Source organism: Lysinibacillus sp. FSL P4-0201 (assembly GCF_038593425.1).
In the GTDB taxonomy this organism is placed as follows: Bacteria; Bacillota; Bacilli; order Bacillales_A; family Planococcaceae; genus Lysinibacillus; species Lysinibacillus capsici.
This window is the reverse complement of record NZ_CP151995.1, coordinates 330,981-349,642: the sequence shown is the minus strand read 5'-3', so window position 1 is coordinate 349,642 and position 18,662 is coordinate 330,981. Positions and strand designations below refer to the sequence as shown.

Annotated in this window: 13 protein-coding genes and 1 pseudogene; 3 read left to right on the top strand and 11 right to left on the bottom strand. The window is 37.8% G+C overall.

The genetic code is table 11. The annotated features are described in order from the left end of the window. The first annotated feature begins 121 nt into the window (after window positions 1-121). The 3 genes from MKY76_RS01635 (at window position 122) to ugpC (ending at window position 4,497) form a co-directional block, all read left to right on the top strand. Window positions 122-2,308, top strand: coding sequence for an MMPL family transporter (locus tag MKY76_RS01635; protein WP_342557306.1), 2,187 nt, complete (start codon window positions 122-124; stop codon window positions 2,306-2,308). Window positions 2,309-2,444: 136 nt separating this feature from the next. Beyond that, complete coding sequence (locus MKY76_RS01630) at window positions 2,445-3,308, top strand: helix-turn-helix domain-containing protein (RefSeq protein WP_342557305.1); 864 nt, start codon at window positions 2,445-2,447, stop codon at window positions 3,306-3,308. Window positions 3,309-3,414: 106 nt separating this feature from the next. Continuing rightward, window positions 3,415-4,497, top strand: coding sequence for a sn-glycerol-3-phosphate ABC transporter ATP-binding protein UgpC (gene ugpC / locus MKY76_RS01625; protein WP_066038392.1), 1,083 nt, complete (start codon window positions 3,415-3,417; stop codon window positions 4,495-4,497). A 175-nt stretch (window positions 4,498-4,672) separates the two neighbouring features. Here the strand turns inward: ugpC and MKY76_RS01620 are convergent, their stop codons facing one another. From MKY76_RS01620 to MKY76_RS01570, 11 genes and pseudogenes are all read right to left on the bottom strand, one after another. Further along, the gene (locus tag MKY76_RS01620; RefSeq protein ID WP_342557304.1) at window positions 4,673-9,619 is read right to left on the bottom strand and encodes an S-layer homology domain-containing protein; all 4,947 of its coding nucleotides are present in this window, start codon (window positions 9,617-9,619) and stop codon (window positions 4,673-4,675) included. Between the two features lie 45 nt (window positions 9,620-9,664). Further along, a complete protein-coding gene (locus tag MKY76_RS01615) occupies window positions 9,665-10,189 on the bottom strand; it encodes a tail fiber protein (RefSeq protein WP_342557303.1) in 525 nt (174 codons plus the stop codon). Window positions 10,190-10,207: 18 nt separating this feature from the next. Beyond that, window positions 10,208-10,708, bottom strand: coding sequence for a tail fiber protein (locus tag MKY76_RS01610; RefSeq protein ID WP_112117105.1), 501 nt, complete (start codon window positions 10,706-10,708; stop codon window positions 10,208-10,210). A gap of 12 nt (window positions 10,709-10,720) precedes the next feature. Then, a complete protein-coding gene (locus MKY76_RS01605; protein WP_342557302.1) occupies window positions 10,721-11,227 on the bottom strand; it encodes a tail fiber protein in 507 nt (168 codons plus the stop codon). A 310-nt stretch (window positions 11,228-11,537) separates the two neighbouring features. After that, window positions 11,538-12,425, bottom strand: coding sequence for a MurR/RpiR family transcriptional regulator (locus MKY76_RS01600; protein WP_181574627.1), 888 nt, complete (start codon window positions 12,423-12,425; stop codon window positions 11,538-11,540). 51 nt (window positions 12,426-12,476) lie between these two features. Next, window positions 12,477-13,382: an N-acetylmuramic acid 6-phosphate etherase gene (gene murQ, locus MKY76_RS01595; protein ID WP_048391877.1), complete on the bottom strand. Its 906-nt coding sequence runs from the start codon at window positions 13,380-13,382 to the stop codon at window positions 12,477-12,479. Window positions 13,383-13,402: 20 nt separating this feature from the next. Further along, window positions 13,403-14,401: pseudogene (locus tag MKY76_RS01590) on the bottom strand (BadF/BadG/BcrA/BcrD ATPase family protein). After that, window positions 14,388-15,215, bottom strand: coding sequence for a carbohydrate ABC transporter permease (locus MKY76_RS01585; RefSeq protein ID WP_048391881.1), 828 nt, complete (start codon window positions 15,213-15,215; stop codon window positions 14,388-14,390). Before MKY76_RS01585 ends, MKY76_RS01590 begins: the two are co-directional and overlap by 14 nt. Before the next feature lie 12 nt (window positions 15,216-15,227). Then, entirely contained in the window at window positions 15,228-16,175 is a 948-nt protein-coding gene (locus tag MKY76_RS01580; RefSeq protein ID WP_103117330.1) for a sugar ABC transporter permease, read from the bottom strand. 92 nt (window positions 16,176-16,267) lie between these two features. Then, a complete protein-coding gene (locus MKY76_RS01575) occupies window positions 16,268-17,554 on the bottom strand; it encodes an extracellular solute-binding protein (RefSeq protein ID WP_342557301.1) in 1,287 nt (428 codons plus the stop codon). A gap of 17 nt (window positions 17,555-17,571) precedes the next feature. Continuing rightward, window positions 17,572-18,591, bottom strand: coding sequence for a serine hydrolase domain-containing protein (locus MKY76_RS01570; protein WP_048391885.1), 1,020 nt, complete (start codon window positions 18,589-18,591; stop codon window positions 17,572-17,574). Between the last annotated feature and the right edge of the window lie 71 nt (window positions 18,592-18,662).

The window sequence follows — 18,662 nt, the reverse complement described above, 5'->3', positions numbered from 1 at the left end:
AGTTCGCCTCCTTAATTAAGCATTCTTTTTACACATATTATAACATATTAATATTTATGGATTGATTAATTAACCTTCTAGTATATATAATTAAATCACTTACATGAATGGGGGTCTTTTGATGAAAAAACATCCACTTGAGCAATGGGGCTCAATGGTTGCAAGTAAAAAGGGAAGATTATTAGCACTAGCTTTTTGGGTGCTATTAGTAGTTGTATTCTCATTTGCTTGGCCACAAATCAATAGTATAGAAAGTGAGTCAGGCAAAAACTTACCTAATACCGAAATGTCTGAGCAAGCTGCGTCCATTATTGCAGAGCAATTTCCTAATGATGCTGGAACACCTCTATTGTTGGTGTGGCATCGTGAAAATGGCTTAACACCTGATGATTTTTCGGCTATACAAGGTGTATACAACGAGCTGCAAGCAAAGCCCTTAGCCCATCAAACAATGGTTCCACCATTTGATCAAATGCCACCTCAGGCTTTAATGGCTTCCGCTTCTGAAAATGGTACAACAATTGTTACACCTGTGTTTTTTGAAAAAGGTGTCGCAACAGATATGCTACAGGATAGTTTAGAGAAGCTGACAAAAATAATGGAAGGCTATCAAGTCCAATTAGATGATAAATTATCAAGCGATGCACTCCATGTGCGCTATTCTGGACCAGTGGGAATTGCCACTGATGCTGTCAGTTTATTTTCACAAGCAGATGTGAAGCTATTGATCGCAACTGTATTACTCGTTTTAGTATTACTTATTATTATTTATCGTTCTCCATTGCTAGCTATTATTCCTTTAATTGTTGTAGGGCTTGCCTATGGTGTGATTAGCCCGACACTTGGTTTTTTTGCTGAACAGGGATGGATAGATAAAGATTCACAGGCAGTCTCCATTATGACTGTTTTACTATTTGGTGCAGGTACTGACTATTGTTTATTTTTAATTTCAAAATATAGAGAAATACTCTTTGATGTTGAGGATAAGACGGTCGCAATGAAGCTAGCTGTTAAAGAATCGGGTGGTGCTATTTTAATGAGTGCCCTAACAGTAGTTATAGGTTTAGCGACCCTTAGTCTTGCCCATTATGGCGCATTTCAACGCTTTGCCGTACCATTTAGTTTTGGTGTGCTTGTCATGGGAGTCGCAGCACTTGTTGTCCTACCAGCAATTCTTGTCCTTATTGGGCGAGTAGCGTTCTTCCCCTTCACTCCTCGAACGGAGGAAATGGCCAATAAAAAGGGCAAGAAACAGCATAAGCCTTCACATAAGGTTAGTCATAAAATTGGTCATTTTGTTACCCATAAACCTTGGGTCGTTATCGCTGTAACTGTAATCTTACTTGGAGGGTTGGCGGCATTTGTTCCGCGAATTCAATATACATTTGATTTGCTTTCATCCTTCCCAAAAGATATGCCGTCTAGAGAAGGGTTTACATTAATAGAAGAGAATTTTTCGCCTGGAGAACTAGCACCTGTTCAATTAGTAATAGACACAGAGGGTACTGATATTAATATCCAGCAACAACTTGAAGCTATCTCTTATATTGATAGTGTGGCAGATGTACAAATTGGCGAAAAAAATAAGAATATACACTTGTATGAACTCAATTTCAATGCCAACCCTTATGCACAGGAGTCATTAGCTCATATTCCTGAACTACAAAAAGAGGTTATTAAAATACTAGAGGCACAAGGTCTCAACAACGCTGAAAAACATGTTTGGCTTGGTGGAGAAACAGCTAGTCAATATGATACACAACAAATAACTAAGCGAGATGAAACAGTAATCATGCCAACCATGATTGCCTTAATCGCATTATTATTATTTGTCTATTTACGTTCTATTACAGCAACTGTTTATCTATTAGCAACTGTTATTATTTCTTATTTTGGGGCATTAGGCGCTGGATGGTTAATCTTACATCATATCATGGGGGCCGAAGCAATTTCTGGAGCTATTCCATTGTATGCTTTTGTGTTCTTAGTAGCTCTCGGAGAGGATTATAATATCTTTATGATCTCAGAGATTTGGAAAAAGCGTAAAACCACTGACCATTTATCAGCTGTAGAAGAAGGTGTTGTCCGAACAGGAAGCGTTATTACATCTGCTGGACTCATCCTAGCAGGTACATTTGCGGTACTGGCAACATTACCGATTCAAGTGCTTGTTCAATTTGGTGTTGTGACAGCCATTGGTGTATTGCTCGATACATTTATTGTAAGGCCATTACTTGTACCAGCCATCACAACAGTACTAGGTAAATATGCTTTCTGGCCAGGTAAGTTATTTAAAAAAGATGCCTAAATAGATAACACGGACATTAGCTAGGTGTGATTGTCATGCATGCTCATGTCCGTGTTTTTTTATATTAATACTATAAGCATTTCATCATATAATTATAGTAAATTAACCTTATTACATTAAATAAGGAGTGGCATGTATGGATCTTCAAAAATTACAGCAACGTTTCCCATTATTAAGCCCCTTCTCAGGTAAAACTGATGGAAATTATGTATTTAATTTTGACAATCAGCTTTACGAAATTCCCATACACACAATGACACAAAATGAATATGAGCTATTGCGAATATTCTCAGGCCCCACTGTCTTATACGATAACAATGATATGATTTGGCTTGATTATTTTACAGATAAAACAGATATTGCTCCAACTAATCTTCCTATGCATCGTTTGTTATTTCTTCATTTTGATAAAGACTTTACAACACCTACATTATTGCGTTCAGTCTTCGAAGCTTTACTTGGAAAGGATATTATACTGCTATCGCTTCAGCCACAATTATTTGTCATAATCGAATGTATCGACTACAATGAGGAGTTTTTAGATTTGACTCATTATGCTAATCCCATAATGGCAGACTTAGAGACTCATTTTAAAATTTTTGTTTCTGATATTATACTCAACATCATCACGACCAAGGAACGATTTAACTGGTATGTTCACCTTCTACCATCCATTTGGACTTATACACCAAAGCATGTACTCACACAGCAAGAGCTTTTAGTGCCTTATATAACGCAGCATCTAGCCTATCAAGAGAAAGAAATTTTTATCTCCTCTATCCTAAAAAAAGCCACTTCTCAGCCAGAATTACTCCATACAATTAAGAAATTGATTGAATGCGATGGAAACATTACATTAGCCTCTAAAAAAATGTATATGCACCGTAATACCTTACAAAATCGCTTAGAAAAATTTCAACAAATGACGCAAAAGGATATTCGGCAATTTTCCCATCGGCTAGAAGTTTATCTCGCAATTATTTTCTTAGAATCACTTTAAGACCAACTGCACAAATTATGCCTTCAACACTGTGCAAGCTTTCCATATCACTCTATTCTAAAGTCATTTACAATGAAAATATGACTTGTAAAGGGGTGCAGTATGTATGGCGGAATTACGGTTAGAGCATATCTATAAGATTTACGATAAAAATATCCAGGCCGTAACTGATTTTAATTTGCATATCCATGATAAAGAATTCATTGTGTTTGTAGGCCCTTCTGGATGTGGTAAGACCACAACTTTACGTATGATTGCTGGCTTAGAGGATATATCAAAGGGAGAACTATACATTGACGATGTTTTCATGAATGATGTGGAATCAAAAGATCGTAGCATTGCAATGGTATTTCAAAGCTATGCTTTATATCCACATATGACAGTCTATGATAATATGGCATTTAGCTTAAAGCTACGAAAGGTTGATAAAAAGGAAATAGATCGTCGTGTTAAAGAAGCTGCTAAGATTTTAGGATTAGAGGATTATTTAAAAAGAAAACCAAAAGCTCTATCTGGTGGACAACGTCAGCGTGTAGCACTGGGAAGAGCAATTGTCAGAGATGCTAAGGTATTTTTAATGGATGAGCCTCTTTCTAATTTGGATGCCAAATTACGTGTACAAATGCGAGCAGAAATCCAGAAGCTCCATCAACGAATTCAAACGACAACGATCTATGTCACACATGACCAAACAGAGGCTATGACGATGGCTACCCGTCTGGTAGTGATGAAGGATGGCCTTATACAACAAATTGGGACACCTAAAGAAGTATATAATACACCACTTAACATGTTTGTGGCAGGCTTTATTGGTTCACCATCCATGAACCTCTTCCACTGTCGTCTAACAGATACCGAGATCCTTTTAGGCGAGCAAAGCTTCCCTATCCCATCCATGCATTTACCATTGTTAAAGGAAAAAAATTATTTAGGGAAAGAGATTATTATGGGTATACGACCTGAGGATTTACAAATGACTGATGTTATTTCCCCTTACACTTTCACTGCAACGATTGATGTTGCAGAATTACTAGGAGCAGAAACTTATCTCTATTGTTCTTTAGTAAATCAGAATTTTATTGCTCGAGTACAGGCTGATAACAATTTTCATCCATCCGACAAGGTTTTCCTATTTATGAAGGAAGAAAAGATCCATTTCTTCGACCCTCAAACAGAGGAACGTCTTTAAAGCCTGCTTCGAATCCATGAGTTCGGGAAGAGAAAGCCAGCTGTATATACTATTGATGGCAATCGAATTATGTTCAAACTTCTACATCTGGTAATTTAAATAAGTTAATTGATTTCTTCAAACGAATTAAAAGCACGCTAGGCATTATCCACCTAGCGTGCTTATTCTATTAATCTTATTTTGCCGCGGCTTGAATCTCAAAGTAAGCCCAATGCTCTTTAGGTATATCCTTGAAGATTTGTTCTGTGTCCTCAGTTGGTATTGGACGATTAAAGATTCGATTCAGTACCTTTACTGCCTGTGCACGTGTTAGTTTTTCTTCAGGTCTAAATTCACCATTGCCTGAGCCAACCATTATACCTATCGCACTTATGCGATTGATTTCTTTTGCTGCCCAATGTGTGACCGCCACATCACGATATGTTTCTCCACTTGTATTTATTTCGCAATACGAGGTATCTGTAGCCCCTTCTACACATTGTTTATCAATCCATCTCACAGCAATAACCGCCATTTGGGCTCTAGTAATCATTTCATTCGGCCCGAATGAACGATCATGACGTCCTTGCATAATTCCTTCTGTACGAATATATTCAATATCGTTTTTTGCCCATGAAGTAGCTGTATCTGCATAAAATAGGTTAGACGCTTCTGGTACATGATTGTCACTTAGGTTTCTTGCCAACATTGCTGCCATTTGGGCACGAGTGACATTTACATTCGGACGGAAAGTGCCATCTGTATAGCCGTGAATATAGGAAGCAAATGTGCTGTCTACCTCTATTGGTTCTTTCTCTGGTGGCACTTCTTCCTCCGCTTGTTCTACATAAAGTAGAGAAAATGTAGAAAAGTGCTCTACATCAAAGACTATACCTGTTTGCCCTCTCGTAAATTCTGCAAAACGCCCACGTATTATTTCAACTGTTCCATTACTATGCTCTACATAGACCATCATATTTTCTCGTTGAGCTGATGTGAGATTCGCTGGTAATGGTAGTAGCAATGTTACTTGACGGTTTTGTAGATTTGTGTCGATAGATATTGGCAGACCAACGAGTTTTACATTAGCGCCATTACCCTGTTGTAAAACTATTTCAGCTTGTTTAGCCCGATCCTCAATAGCTTTTTGCCGCAATGCATCCTTAATCGGTACAATTCGGAAGAAAATGTCTTCATTGAAATCACTCATTGAAGTAAAAGGAACATCTATTTTAACCATTCCCATAGCTATACTAAAATGTGATTTGCCCTCTATTAATCGCTTAGCAGCATCTCTATCAAGTATCACCTTTGTTTCACTTGCTGGAGGTTCCATATTAGGGATCACAAGTCGAGATCTTTTATCTTCCTTATTCCCTAATATCCGAAGAAACTCGTTTGCATTTGCAACTGTAAAGTTTACTGTATCTTGAAAGCTACCGTTACTCAATACACGTGTTAACACGGTTTGGAGGAGCACATCATCTGGCATACTTTGATCTACAACATTTATCTTTAGCTGATTACTTGGTGCAACAGGATCAGGTGTTGGTGTAGGACTAGGCGTTGATGATCCTCCATCTCCTGGTACATTGTTTTTAGACCACAAAGCATACAATATCAAATTCCCTTTCCCCATTTGAATCGTTTGCCCAATTTTATAAGTAACACCTTTTCCATCAGCCTTCGTATTCCATCCTACAAATGTATAGCCTGCTTTCATTAAATTACCTGTATTGCCCAGCACTGTAATAGTGTCCTGATTTTTATACTGCTTTGAATCTGTTGGTACTATCCCCCCATCAGACCCGTTACTGTCATACGTAACCGTATATGTTTGCAGTGCACTAGTCGTAAAATTCCAGGAAGTATTATTAGTAATACCTTTATACGCATTACCTGCTACATCAGTAAATGCACCTGCGTCAATTTGAATGCTGTAAGTAGTATTATGGGCTAAATCCAATGTAGGATTTACTATCACAGTTTCATTAGTGATAGAAACATTTGCTTGTGTAACAGCAATAGTTTCGACAATTTGGTTATCTGCAGCATTTCTTATGACAATATTTTTACTAGTTACAGGTAAGACCTTTTCATCAAATGTTAATACAAGATTATCTGCAGGCTGTACATTAATTGCCTGATGCGCTGGGAAATAGGTTGTTATTTCAGGAGAAATTTTATCAAATATCACAATTGTCCCTGATGAAATCTCTGTTACCTGTAAGCCCTCATTCCCTGCTATATCTTGAAAATCAATTGTAAAACTGATAGGTCCATCTGAGTCTGTGGACTTTAACGTATAGCTTGCTTGCCATGTTTTAGCATCCCCATCACCTTTATCATTGACATTTGCTGTTTGTCCTAGGATTGATACATTCGGTGATTGAATGTCCTCACTTGTCTCAAAGTCGATTGTGATTACATCGTCTACCTTAGCAACTGTTGGGTTAGCATTATTTGAAGCCATTGTCACCTTTTTTACTGTTGGCTTTACGCTATCGACAATGACATAGCTTCCATCAGTTACGTCCGTTACCTCTATTGCCGAATTACCTAACAGATCTTTAAAGTTAATTGTAAAAGGTGCTGTTCCCTCTAAATCACCATTATCTATAACATATGTTGCCTGCCAGTTTGTGGATGCCCCTGTTACAATAGCAGCTTTCCCCGAAATGGTAATTATAGGTGCTTGTATATTTTTATCTGTTTTCATTGTTAAGGTGATCGTATCTCCTACCTTAGCCTTTGTAGGATCCAGATTATTCGATTTGATCTCTACCTCTACAGCTTTTGGCAGAGCTTTATCAATCACAAATGTAATGGTTGTGGTATTCCCTGCACTATCTGTTGCTACCAAAGTATAATTTCCAGATGTACTTACTGTAGTTCCACTTGAAAAGGTTGCTCCATTCAGGGTAGCAGTTCCTTCATTAAAACTAATCGTTACATCAGTGTTATAAACACCGTTATTTGTAACCCCTGTTATGACTGGTGGAGTTGTATCTAGAACAATTGTATCTGAGAATGTATTTGATATATTGCCAGCAGTATCCCTTAGTTGCATATAAACTGTTTTACTACCTTCTCCATGGGATAAAGTCCAACTTTTCGTAGATATTTTTGACTCCCAACTGGACCAAGTAATACCATCATTCGAAAAGCGCATTTCTATCGCTTCTCCTTCTAAATCTGTTGCCGTCAAATTTAAGGTAACATTTATAGAACTTGTCGAGATTTGTCCACCGTTAACAATGATGGAACCTGATGGTGCATGATTTTTAGTAATCTGGATTGTAAACTCCTTATCCAACGTATTACCAGCCTCATCAGTTACTCTTATCGTAATCTTATAACTATTTTTCGTATCGAATTCAAACATTGCCTTTGTCTTTAATACATTCCCATCAATCGTAAAGAAGCTTGTATCTCCAGACTGTAATGAATACGTGAATGTTTGTGAGCTTCCTGTATCCACTGCCGCCAATGCTCCAACTGTTGTACCAATGGGTTTCTTTTCTTGTACAGTAGTATTATTGATCTCAATATCAGTAGGTGGTGTACTATCATAGAATATTTGTAATTCATTTGATGCTTTATTTAAAGCACCTCCACTAGTTGCAACAACCTTTTCAGGAATTTTGATTTTCACAGCTCCATCTGTAATAGGTGATACTAGGGCTGTATACGTGTTACCAATTCCTGATAGCGCTGTCACATTTCCATTTGTAACCTCTATATCCCCAATCGTAAAGCCTGTCACTGACCCACTGAAAACAATAGCTATAAAAATTGGAAGGCTATTTGTTGGACTAGGTTTATTTGTTGAAATTGTCACTGCTGGACGTGCATTGACGACTAGACTCATCGTATAGACAGTACTAAAATCAATACCATCGCTTACCTTAAATGTAAAAGATGAAGAAGATCCATTTTCTGTAATATATTTTAAATTACCTGCATCTAAATTAGCCTTACTGATTGTCATACCATTTGTAATCGCTTCCCCACCATCAAATTGCTGATTATTGTTGTTATCAAGAAAGAGCTGTCCGCTATTTGGGATAGTAGAGATTTGAATCTCTTGCAAAGTATCTCCTGCATCTTCATCTGAAAAAGCAAAAGAAGTACTATTAAATGTATACACTTGACCCTCGTTTACATTTTCGGTTCCATTACTGGATGTCGGTGGTTTATTTAATGCAGGGATTGTTACCTCCTGCATTATATATGCACTCTTATTGCCATTGGTATCTTTGACAATGATATTAAAATAATAGGTAGTATTGGCAGCAAGGCCTGTAACATTAAAGGAGTTACTATCTTTGGTATAGCCGCCTAACGGTGTCCCATTCAATTCTATGGTACTAACCGTATCAATATTGTTACTACTAGATTGATATACTTGATATTCTAAATCTCCTTGAGTTGATATATCATCAGATGCTTTAGCCCAGTCCAGCTGTACGCCTGAGGTAGTAATATTTGAAGGAGTTATAGCACCATTTGTAATTGTTGGCGGATTATTATTTGGGATATCAATCGTAAATTGGGTAAACGTTAAATCCCATAGTCCCGCCTGTACAGTAGGTATATATTGTACACTCGCAGTAATGACAAATGAGTTAATACCTTCTATATTAATAGGAATGTTATATATAGGATCATGATTTGCAACTGTCTTAAAAGTTACAGGATTTCCTTTCGGGTTTCCGGCCCCATCATACCCTTGAATTGATAAGGACAATGCATCATTTTCGTCGTGTTTATTAATCGTATTGATTGTTAATGATTTTAAATCGAAGATGCCACCTGCAAAGCTTTCTCCAGCAGAAACTCTAATTGATTTTGGTGGTGATTTTTCATTTGCATCAAAATAATAACCAGCTGGTAATGGTGATTCTTTGCTATACGTGAATAAATCAATACCATTATCACCAGGAATACCGCTTACTACAAAGCCATTATTTGTGTCATCTTTCCACGAAGCTTGAGTTAAATCCTGTATACAACTTGGAAAATCTGGCGAATCGCATGCAGCCGCCTCCACTTTTAAAGGTGACACGAACCCTATTCCTACCATTTGACTATAAGCGATTAACAGCAAACACAAGGTTATGGTTAATATCTTTTTTCCCATTCTATATTCTCCTTCTTGGTTTCACACCCTTCATTTAATGAATCGTTAACTCTTAGGAGGCCATTCCCCATATAAACAAATAATAAAGTTCAGTCCTAAATATGGCTGCATATTATTATGTGGTTGACCTCCTCCAACAGCATTAACGGTCATTAGATTCATTGGTTTATTTACTTGAGGTGTATAAACAGGGATGCTGCCTTTCCCTTGCTGATCTGTCCATATTGCACCCGTTGGCTCATTATTAGTTGTTTGAATATTGTTACAATTCGCTTGATGGTTATGGCTAGGTATCTCATTTTCCAACAGTGTTACAGAGGATGCACCGCCCGTACTGCCTATAATTCTAGGCGTTAATCCTACACCTGTTCCTTGATGAATAGCTGCTCTTCCATTTAAATTTGGTAATGCAAACGTTGTTTTTCCATCTCCCCCATATCTGTTACCCAAAATAGCGTATAGTGCACTATTCGAGGCAATGTTTATTATCTGGCCATCGCACAAAGCCCAGTCTTTTGGTGCAAAATTACCGCCAAATATTCTAATTTCTCCTATATATGCTTCTGACACTTTGCCCACCCCTTTTTTCTAATTTCTTGATGGATAAATTCCTACTAGAGCTATGCAGTAATTAGCGACACTGTATGGCTGCATATTTTGATGTGACTGCGAATTTCCTGATGTTGACAATGCTTGCGTGTTCATATTAGTATTTGGTTGATTGACAGAATAAATATTATTAGCAGATGTACCCCACACATTTCCAGTAGCCACTTTCAACGTAGCACTTTCTGAACTACCATTAACAATATGTGTATGAGTTGGCATCTCATTAATTGTTAATACATGTACCTCTTCTCCTGCTTTTTGTCCACGTGTGATACTACTGCTTACATGAACTGGGACTCTTCCCCTTAAGTCAGGTAATGCAAATGTCGTAGAGCCATTACCACCATAAGTTGCTCCTAAAATTGAATACAGCGCTTGGTTTGTATTAATTTGTAATATTTGTCCATCACATCGCGCCCATCCGCTTGGAACTGTCCCAAAGCTAAATAATCGTATTTCACCTACATATTGTTCACTCATCCTTCATACCCCCTATTCTGTTGGATACATACCGTAAAGAGCAATAATGTAACTAATTGTTAAAAACGGCATTACATTGTTATGAGAAGCGTTTCCTCCCACACTTGAAACAATGGCGGCATTCATTGTGCCATTTGGTGGTTGTGTCGAATATTGTATATTTTTTGCCCAAACTGCATTTTCTGGACTAGGGGTTGTGCCATCAAGAGAAGAAGCTTTTACCTGATGTGTATGTGCAGGAAGCTGTGAAGAGATTAAAGTGACGGTTTCCGCCCCTCCCATCTGACCATTGACAAAGGTAGTACCAGTAGTTGGATTCTGTCCTTGATGTACTATAACCCTGCCTTGAAAATTTGGTAATGCAAAGGTTGATTGACCATCTCCCCCGTAGGTTGTGCCAATCAAAGAAAAAAGTATTTCATTTTCGGAAATAGATAATAGTTGACCATTACAAAGAGCCCAGCCGTCTGGGGCATAATCACCAGCAAATAATCGAATTTCTCCAACATATTGTTCCATTCTTAAAACCTCCTTACAAAATATTGCTTTACCTAGCACATTACAATAACAAGGTTAAAATTAGGTTAAAAAATATATTTTTTCCAAAACGGACTAACTCACCAACCATTTAATCCAAAATATCAATACAATGTTGTTGCTTATAAGAAAGATTTAAGAGAGAAAAGTGGGTAATGATATTACATCTATAAAAGTACTAAACTAAATACCTAATACCAGAATTCGTTTTTATTTCCGAGAATAAAAATGTCAAAAGCTATCGAGAGAAAACTTCTCGATAGCTTTTGTCTACAGTCTGAACATACTAACACTAATATGTTTTTATTTTATTTTTTCTTTTAGCCACTTTTTTATGCAACCTTTGAATAACTGAACGTGTTTCATCTAAATGATCCACTGTTTGCTCATAGGCACTCGTCACTACCCCCATAAATAAAATATCAATGACAAGTAACTGCGCTAGACGTGAGGAAGTGGCACCACTTCTAAAAGTTGCTTCAACATTGGGAGATACATATAAACAAATGTCTGCTAGGCTAGACACTAGTGAACTACCATAGCGCGTTAAACTGATTGTAGTGGCTGGTGTTTGGCTAGCTATTTCAAGGATTTTAGCCACTTCATGCGTTTCTCCGGAGAAGGAGATACCTACTACCACATCCCCCTTCTGTGTATTGACAACGGCTGTAGCTCCTAAATGCAAATCCACAAATGCCCTACTATTTTTATTGATTCGTAAAAATTTTTGATCTGCATCCATTGCTGCTATACCTGATGCACCCACTCCAAAAAATATAATTTTATCAGCTTGTGATAAGGCCGTTATGGCACGCTCTAATTCAGCAATATTTATTAAATTAGCTGTTTGTGTCAAAATTTCACTACTTTGCATCGTTACCTTCTCTACAATCGATGGCAGCGCTTCATTCGCCTCAATATCTCGATCTTCAACTTTAGCATGTTGTAAATCACCAGCAATGCGCAATTTCAGCTCTTGAACACCACTAATATTTAACGATTTACACAGCCGAATAACTGCGGCACTACTTGTTTGACTTGCCTCTCCTAGTTCAACCGCTGTCATTTTTATTGCCTGTGTTGGGTGTGCTAATATATAGCTTGCCACCTTTTTTTCGGAGAGTGGAAGCTTTTCGCACATTTCAGCAAGCATAATTAAACCCGCATTTATTTTTTCCATTTTTCCAGCTCCATCTCTAGATAAAAGGAAGTTATCCATGTACCTCCTTCATCAATATTTCTTTAGAGACACCGCTCTCCGCACATGCCCTTCTGATTGAGCAAGTAATTCCGTCGCCTCTTCAATCGTTGTATTCGTCAGTAGCACCACTATCGCGAGCTTTACTTGATAATTGTTTTGCTCCAGAACACTTTCAGCCTGATTATAAGAAACTCCCGTTACCTCACAGACGATTTGTTTGGCTCTCTCTCGCAATTTAAAATTACTAGCATGAACGTCCACCATTAAATTTTTATAGACCTTTCCAAGCTTAATCATGGTTGTCGTTGTAATCATATTTAATATTTGTTTATGAGCTGTTGCAGCCTTTAGTCTTGTAGAACCTGTTAAAATTTCTGGTCCTGTAATCACCTCTATTGCAATATCTGCATGCTTACTAATAATAGAATGAGCGTTGCTCACTAAGCTGATTGTTTTTGCCCCTAGTTGTTGAGCATAATTTAATGCTCCTTTGACAAAAGGCGTTCGACCGCTTGCTGCAATCCCTATCACTACATCTCGGTTTGTTAGCTGTTGTTTCTGTAGTTCAACCTCTCCTAATGAAAGATCATCTTCTGCACCTTCTATGGCAATCATTACTGCATCTGCTCCTCCAGCCAATATTGCCTGCACAAGCTTTGGTGATGTACTAAATGTAGGTGGACATTCTACGGCATCTAGCAAACCAATTCGCCCACTTGTCCCTGCACCAACATAAAATAATCTACCGCCATTCTTTAGTGCATCCACAACAGCTGTGACAGCCTGCTCGATTTCAGGTAAAACCTTTGCTATGGCTAATGGTACTTTTTTATCCTCTTCATTCATCAGCTTTACAATTTCAATAGTGGACATTAAATCTAGATTTGTCGTATCTGGATGATAGCCTTCAGTCGTCAGTTTTGTCATTCGTTCCATTGAAATCAAATCCCTCCACACTATTTTTCATGGATACTCATCCAAGTTCCTTTTACCTTTCGTTGTAAAGCCTCTGTGATTGGAATTCCTTCACTGAGAAGTCCATTAACGAAAGCTCCTATAACAGGTGGCACCTCTGGTTGTATTAGTCGATTAGGTATTTTAGCAAGCTGTAATTTTTCTCGAAAGCATTGAACAAAATAAAAATTTTCGAATAAACCTCCACATAGGACAATAGAGTCACCTTTTAGCTGAGGCTCTTTTTTCAACATTATTTGGATGAAATGAGTTAAATGATGAGCAGCGTGTTCAATAATTTTTTGTGCCCTATCATTATTTTGCTCTGCTAAACGCAACACCACACGAGCTACGGAGGCTATGAGTACACGTGGCTGTGGATGCTCATAAACATGCGTAATAATTTCAGTAGGATTCTTTAATGCTAGCTGCTCCATAATAGTCGCTGTAAACAGATCCTCATTCACGCCAATAGCATCATAATGTCGCGTAATCAATCGCAATGCCTCTTGCCCAATATAGTAGCCACTGCCCTCATCTCCTAATAAATAACCTCATCCTCCAACACGACTAACTTGATGATTTTTTCCAACTGCATATACGATGGAACCCGTTCCTGCTATCACAACGAGCCCTTGCTGTGTAAATGTGCCGCTAGTAAGTGCCGCTACCGCATCATTGGTGATGGTTATCTTACAGGAGCTAGCAGGGAAAAGGAAGCTAATCCATTGCTCCCAGCGTTCTTTATCTAACTGGCGATCGCCCCCTGCCACACATAAGCACACCGCAGCAATATCATTATTTGTTGCATCTATCTTTTGTAGTAACGTGGCAAGGAGCTTGATAATATGTAGCCTTACCTCGTCAGGTGGCGTTGATTTTATATTCGTTCCAGCTCCTTCAACAAAAGCCAGCACTTCCCCTTTTCTTGTCCCAATCACTGCACGAGTTCTCGTCCCACCACCATCGACCCCAATAATGTATTGCCTATTTAATGGCACCAGCCGTCAGCCCCTCCATAAATTGCTTTGAGGCAATAAAGAATAATAGGATCATTGGTAATGAAGCTAATGTTAAACCTGCAAAAAGAGAGCCCCAATCTGCCGAATGCTCACCAAAAAGTGACATCATTCCAACAGGTATCGTCCGTTTCATTTTTTCTGTAATAAAAATAAGTGGGAAGAAGAAATCATTCCATGAAGCAATAAAATTAATAATAACCACTGTTCCAAGGGCAGGTCTCATTAACGGTAACATTACATGCCAAAGAACTCTTAAGTTCCCCGCCCCATCTATACGGGCTGCTTCCTCTAATTCATAAGGCATTGTTTTAAAAAAGCCAGTTAAGATCAGCATGGATAATGGAATACCTGTCGCCATGTTCATCAAAATTAAAGACCATAAGGAATTTATCAGTCCTAAATCACGCATTAATATAAAGAGCGGGACAATCCCCAATTTTATAGGAATCATCATCCCTAATAAAAAAATAAAGAACAATGCATGATTCCAAGAAAATTTAAAGCGAGCAATATAAAATGCAGCCAGTGAACAAACAACCACTATTAGTATCACAGATACAATACTGACAAATAGACTGTTTAGAAAGTATGTGGTAAATGGAATTTTTGCTAATAATGTACGATAAGTATCTAAGCTAAAGCTAGTCGGTAAACCCAATGGATTTTTATAGATATCCACGCTCTTTTTAAATGAAGATAAAATCATTAACAAAATTGGATATAAACTAATGGTCGCCACCGTAAACACCACAAGATAATAAAATGGTCGAACCCAAATAGCGCCTTGCTTCACTATAATCACCCCTTACATTTGAACATTCTTTTTATTGGCAAAGCGTAAAAATAGCGTGGTACAAACTAATATAAATAAGAATAGTACTGTAGCTAACGCCGAACCCAACCCAATAGCTGTTGCCCCAGAAGCGGTAGAGCTACCAAATGCTAAACGATAGAAAAACACAGCTAACGTATCTGTAGAATAGTACGGCTCTCCCATGGAGCCCTGCATTGCATATACTAATTCAAATGCTTCAAATGACTGGATAAATGTTAAAATGCCCATGATCATAATTGATGGCACCATTAAAGGCAAGTAAATCGTACGCAATAAAGTAAAACCCTTAGCGCCATCTAACTTTGCAGCTTCGACTAACTCACTTGGGATCCCTTGAAAGCCAGCAAGAAAAATTAAGACACCAAAACCTAATCCAAACCAACAATTGACTAAAATAATGGCGATTAACGCCGTGTTGGGATCACCAAGCCAAGCCTTTTGTAAAGTTTCAAGACCTAATTTCTCCAAAATGACATTTAAAGTACCAAAATTCGGATTTAGAATGAGCTTCCATAAGAAACCTACAACAATCACTGATAATAATCGCGGTAGAAAGAAAGCAGCCTTAAAAAACTCTGCACCTTTAATTTTTTGATAAATAATAAAGGCAAGAAAGAAGGCTAATCCATTCATAACAATCATTTGCACAACAAAATAAAGGACATTATGTTTAAAGGCATTCCAAAACATGGAGCCATAGGGTTCTGTCGTAAAAAGCGTCACAAAATTTTGGAAACCGATAAAATCACCACGAGCCATCCCTTTCCATTCAAAAAAACTATAGGATAATGCCGCTATTATCGGATAAAGCACAAACAACCCATAGATTATTAGTGCAGGAATAGGGAAAAGATGGATAGTCCACCTTACTCTCGATTTCCTCCTTCTTACTGATGGAGCTGTATATTCTCTTATCATGAGCAGCCTCCTTTTACTAATCATGAAACAACAAGACCCCTAAACTCCTTATAGCACTTCAGGGGTCTACTGACTTGATACTTTCATTATTTTTAAAATGGCGTAAACCAAGTTTTAGCGTTTTCCTGTACTTTTGTGGCAACCTCTTCAGGCGTTACTTGACCTAAATACATGCCTTGTAGCTCACTTTCAAGCAAGCTCTTTGTTGTTGGGTCCCCACCAGTAAAATTAGTTACCCACATATATGGCGTTGCTTCATTCGCAGTCGAATGACTAATAGCATTTAACAATGCATCGTCAGAGGTAATACCTGGAATAGCGCTGATCATAGAAAACTCTTTTACAAACAAATCGCCAAACTCCTTAGTTGTTAAAAATTCTAAAAATACTTTAGCTGCTTCTTTATTTTTCGAATTAGCATTGATCGCAAATGAGCCATCAACCCAAGTCGTCACTGTTGTATTACTCTCTTTAGATGGAATAGGAAAATAACCTAAATCTAAATCTGGATTCATTTCTAATACAACAGGAATTTCCCAGCTACCTAACGGAAACATTGCCGCGTCTTCTAGTGCAAACAAAGTACGGATATCATCCATTCCTAAGCCTTCTGAATTGACAGGAAAATACTTTTTCAAGTCATTCATTACTTGAATGGATTCAATAAACTTCGGATCTGTAAAATCCTTTTCTCCTGCGAGCACTGCTTGGTAAAAGTCATTGCCCTCATAAACAGCAGGACCGACAATACCGTGTAGCAACGATAATAGCCAGCCTTCTTTTGTACCCATTGCAATTGGTGTAATACCCTTTTCTAATAATTGGTCATTTAATGCTATGAATTCATCCCATGTAGTAGGAATTTCAAGATTATTATTTTTAAAAATCTTCTTATTATAGAAAAATTGTGTAGAGCTTAAGTTAATTGGTACACCGTACTGATTCCCTTGGTCATCACGAGAAGCCTGTAATGCTTCTTCAGGAAATACATTCAATCCATTTAAACCGTTTATTTTCTCAACATAACCTGCCTCCGCAAGCTTCAATCCAGCTGCATAAGGACGTAAGTGAAAAATATCTGGACCCTCTCCAGCCTGTAATGCCGTATTGAGGACTGTATTATATTCAGTATTTTTAGTTGGGTTAAATGAAACATGTATTTCAGGATGTTGTTCATTGAATAAAGCAATCACTTTTTCATACTTGGCAACATCTTCTGTGCGCCAACTCCCTATTGTTAGCGAAACCTCTTCAGTTTTCGATTTCTCTTCATTATCAGGTGTTGTTGAGGTCGTTATTTTCTCGTTCGTGTTACAGCCTACCAAACCCACAACCAGTAATAAAAGAAGCAACAATAACCATTTACTCTTTTGTCTCATACCAGCAGATCCACCCTTCATATCAGTAATTTTTCATAAATCATCGTATGAAGCTTCTCTCTAATCCTTCCCATGTTTGTATTTCTCCCATAATGCACAGCATTCGTTAGTAAAATGACAAATGCCTTTTTTACAGGGTCCATCCAAATACTCGTGCCTGTAAATCCTGTATGACCAAATGAGCCCTTGCTCCACCTCCTACCAAAACAAAATGATGCTTCATCTCCTCCCCATACTTCAAACCCAAGTCCCCTCGTTTTAAAAGTTTTCGTATAGGCAAGCTCTAACCATTCATATGGAATTACACTTTGTTGCTTGATCCCCAACCAAATTTCCGCATACTTTGCTAAATCCTCTACACATGAAAATAAACCTGCACTACCAGCAATACCATCTAGTAATAAAGCTTTCTCATCATGGACTATTCCCTGTACAAATTGACCTGCCACCATTTCTGTAGATGCAGCAAGCCTTCTTGTATGCACAGGCAGTTGAAAACATGTATGATGCATGCCCCATGGCTTAAAAACCTCTTGCTCTACAAAACTTTTTAATGAAATGCCAGTAACTTCCTCAATCACCTTTCCTATAATAATCATACCTAAATCACTATATTGCACTTGTTCATTTGGCTGCCATACTACATCACTTGCCAGTACCTCCTGCAGGATGTCACGCTTATGATGTCTTTTAACTACAGGTGTTAAATCTGCTGGCAATCCTGAGCAATGCTGCAATAAATGCTGGATTGTAATAAGAGGATAATTAAAATCAGGCAAATAGGTTTGGACTGGATCTGTTATATAAACTTGATTTCGACTCATCAGGAGTAAAATAGCTGGGAGTGTTGCGACAACTTTTGTTAAGGAGGCTAAATCAAACAACGTATTACTTAAAATAGCTTGCTCGCTGCCATCCTCAGCAGTATAGGCTCCATAATTGCATGAAAATAGCCTTCTTTCTTGCTGCTGAACAATTAATACAGCACCTGGAATTTTCTGTTCTTTCACTAAGCCAGTTATATATGCATCTACCAAGGAAGCACCCCACTATTAAATATCTAAATTTTCTGTAAATTAGTATTATCATATAAAATAAAATGATGAAA

Excerpts from the sequence above, each read along its gene's own strand:
- MKY76_RS01610 (WP_112117105.1), bottom strand. The coding sequence starts at position 10,708 with ATGAGTGAACAATATGTAGGTGAAATACGATTATTTAGCTTTGGGACA.
- MKY76_RS01630 (WP_342557305.1), top strand. The coding sequence starts at position 2,445 with ATGGATCTTCAAAAATTACAGCAACGTTTCCCATTATTAAGCCCCTTC.
- MKY76_RS01620 (WP_342557304.1), bottom strand. The coding sequence starts at position 9,619 with ATGGGAAAAAAGATATTAACCATAACCTTGTGTTTGCTGTTAATCGCT.
- ugpC (WP_066038392.1), top strand. The coding sequence starts at position 3,415 with ATGGCGGAATTACGGTTAGAGCATATCTATAAGATTTACGATAAAAAT.
- MKY76_RS01580 (WP_103117330.1), bottom strand. The coding sequence starts at position 16,175 with ATGATAAGAGAATATACAGCTCCATCAGTAAGAAGGAGGAAATCGAGA.
- MKY76_RS01635 (WP_342557306.1), top strand. The coding sequence starts at position 122 with ATGAAAAAACATCCACTTGAGCAATGGGGCTCAATGGTTGCAAGTAAA.
- MKY76_RS01605 (WP_342557302.1), bottom strand. The coding sequence starts at position 11,227 with ATGGAACAATATGTTGGAGAAATTCGATTATTTGCTGGTGATTATGCC.
- MKY76_RS01600 (WP_181574627.1), bottom strand. The coding sequence starts at position 12,425 with ATGGAAAAAATAAATGCGGGTTTAATTATGCTTGCTGAAATGTGCGAA.
- murQ (WP_048391877.1), bottom strand. The coding sequence starts at position 13,382 with ATGGAACGAATGACAAAACTGACGACTGAAGGCTATCATCCAGATACG.
- MKY76_RS01575 (WP_342557301.1), bottom strand. The coding sequence starts at position 17,554 with ATGAGACAAAAGAGTAAATGGTTATTGTTGCTTCTTTTATTACTGGTT.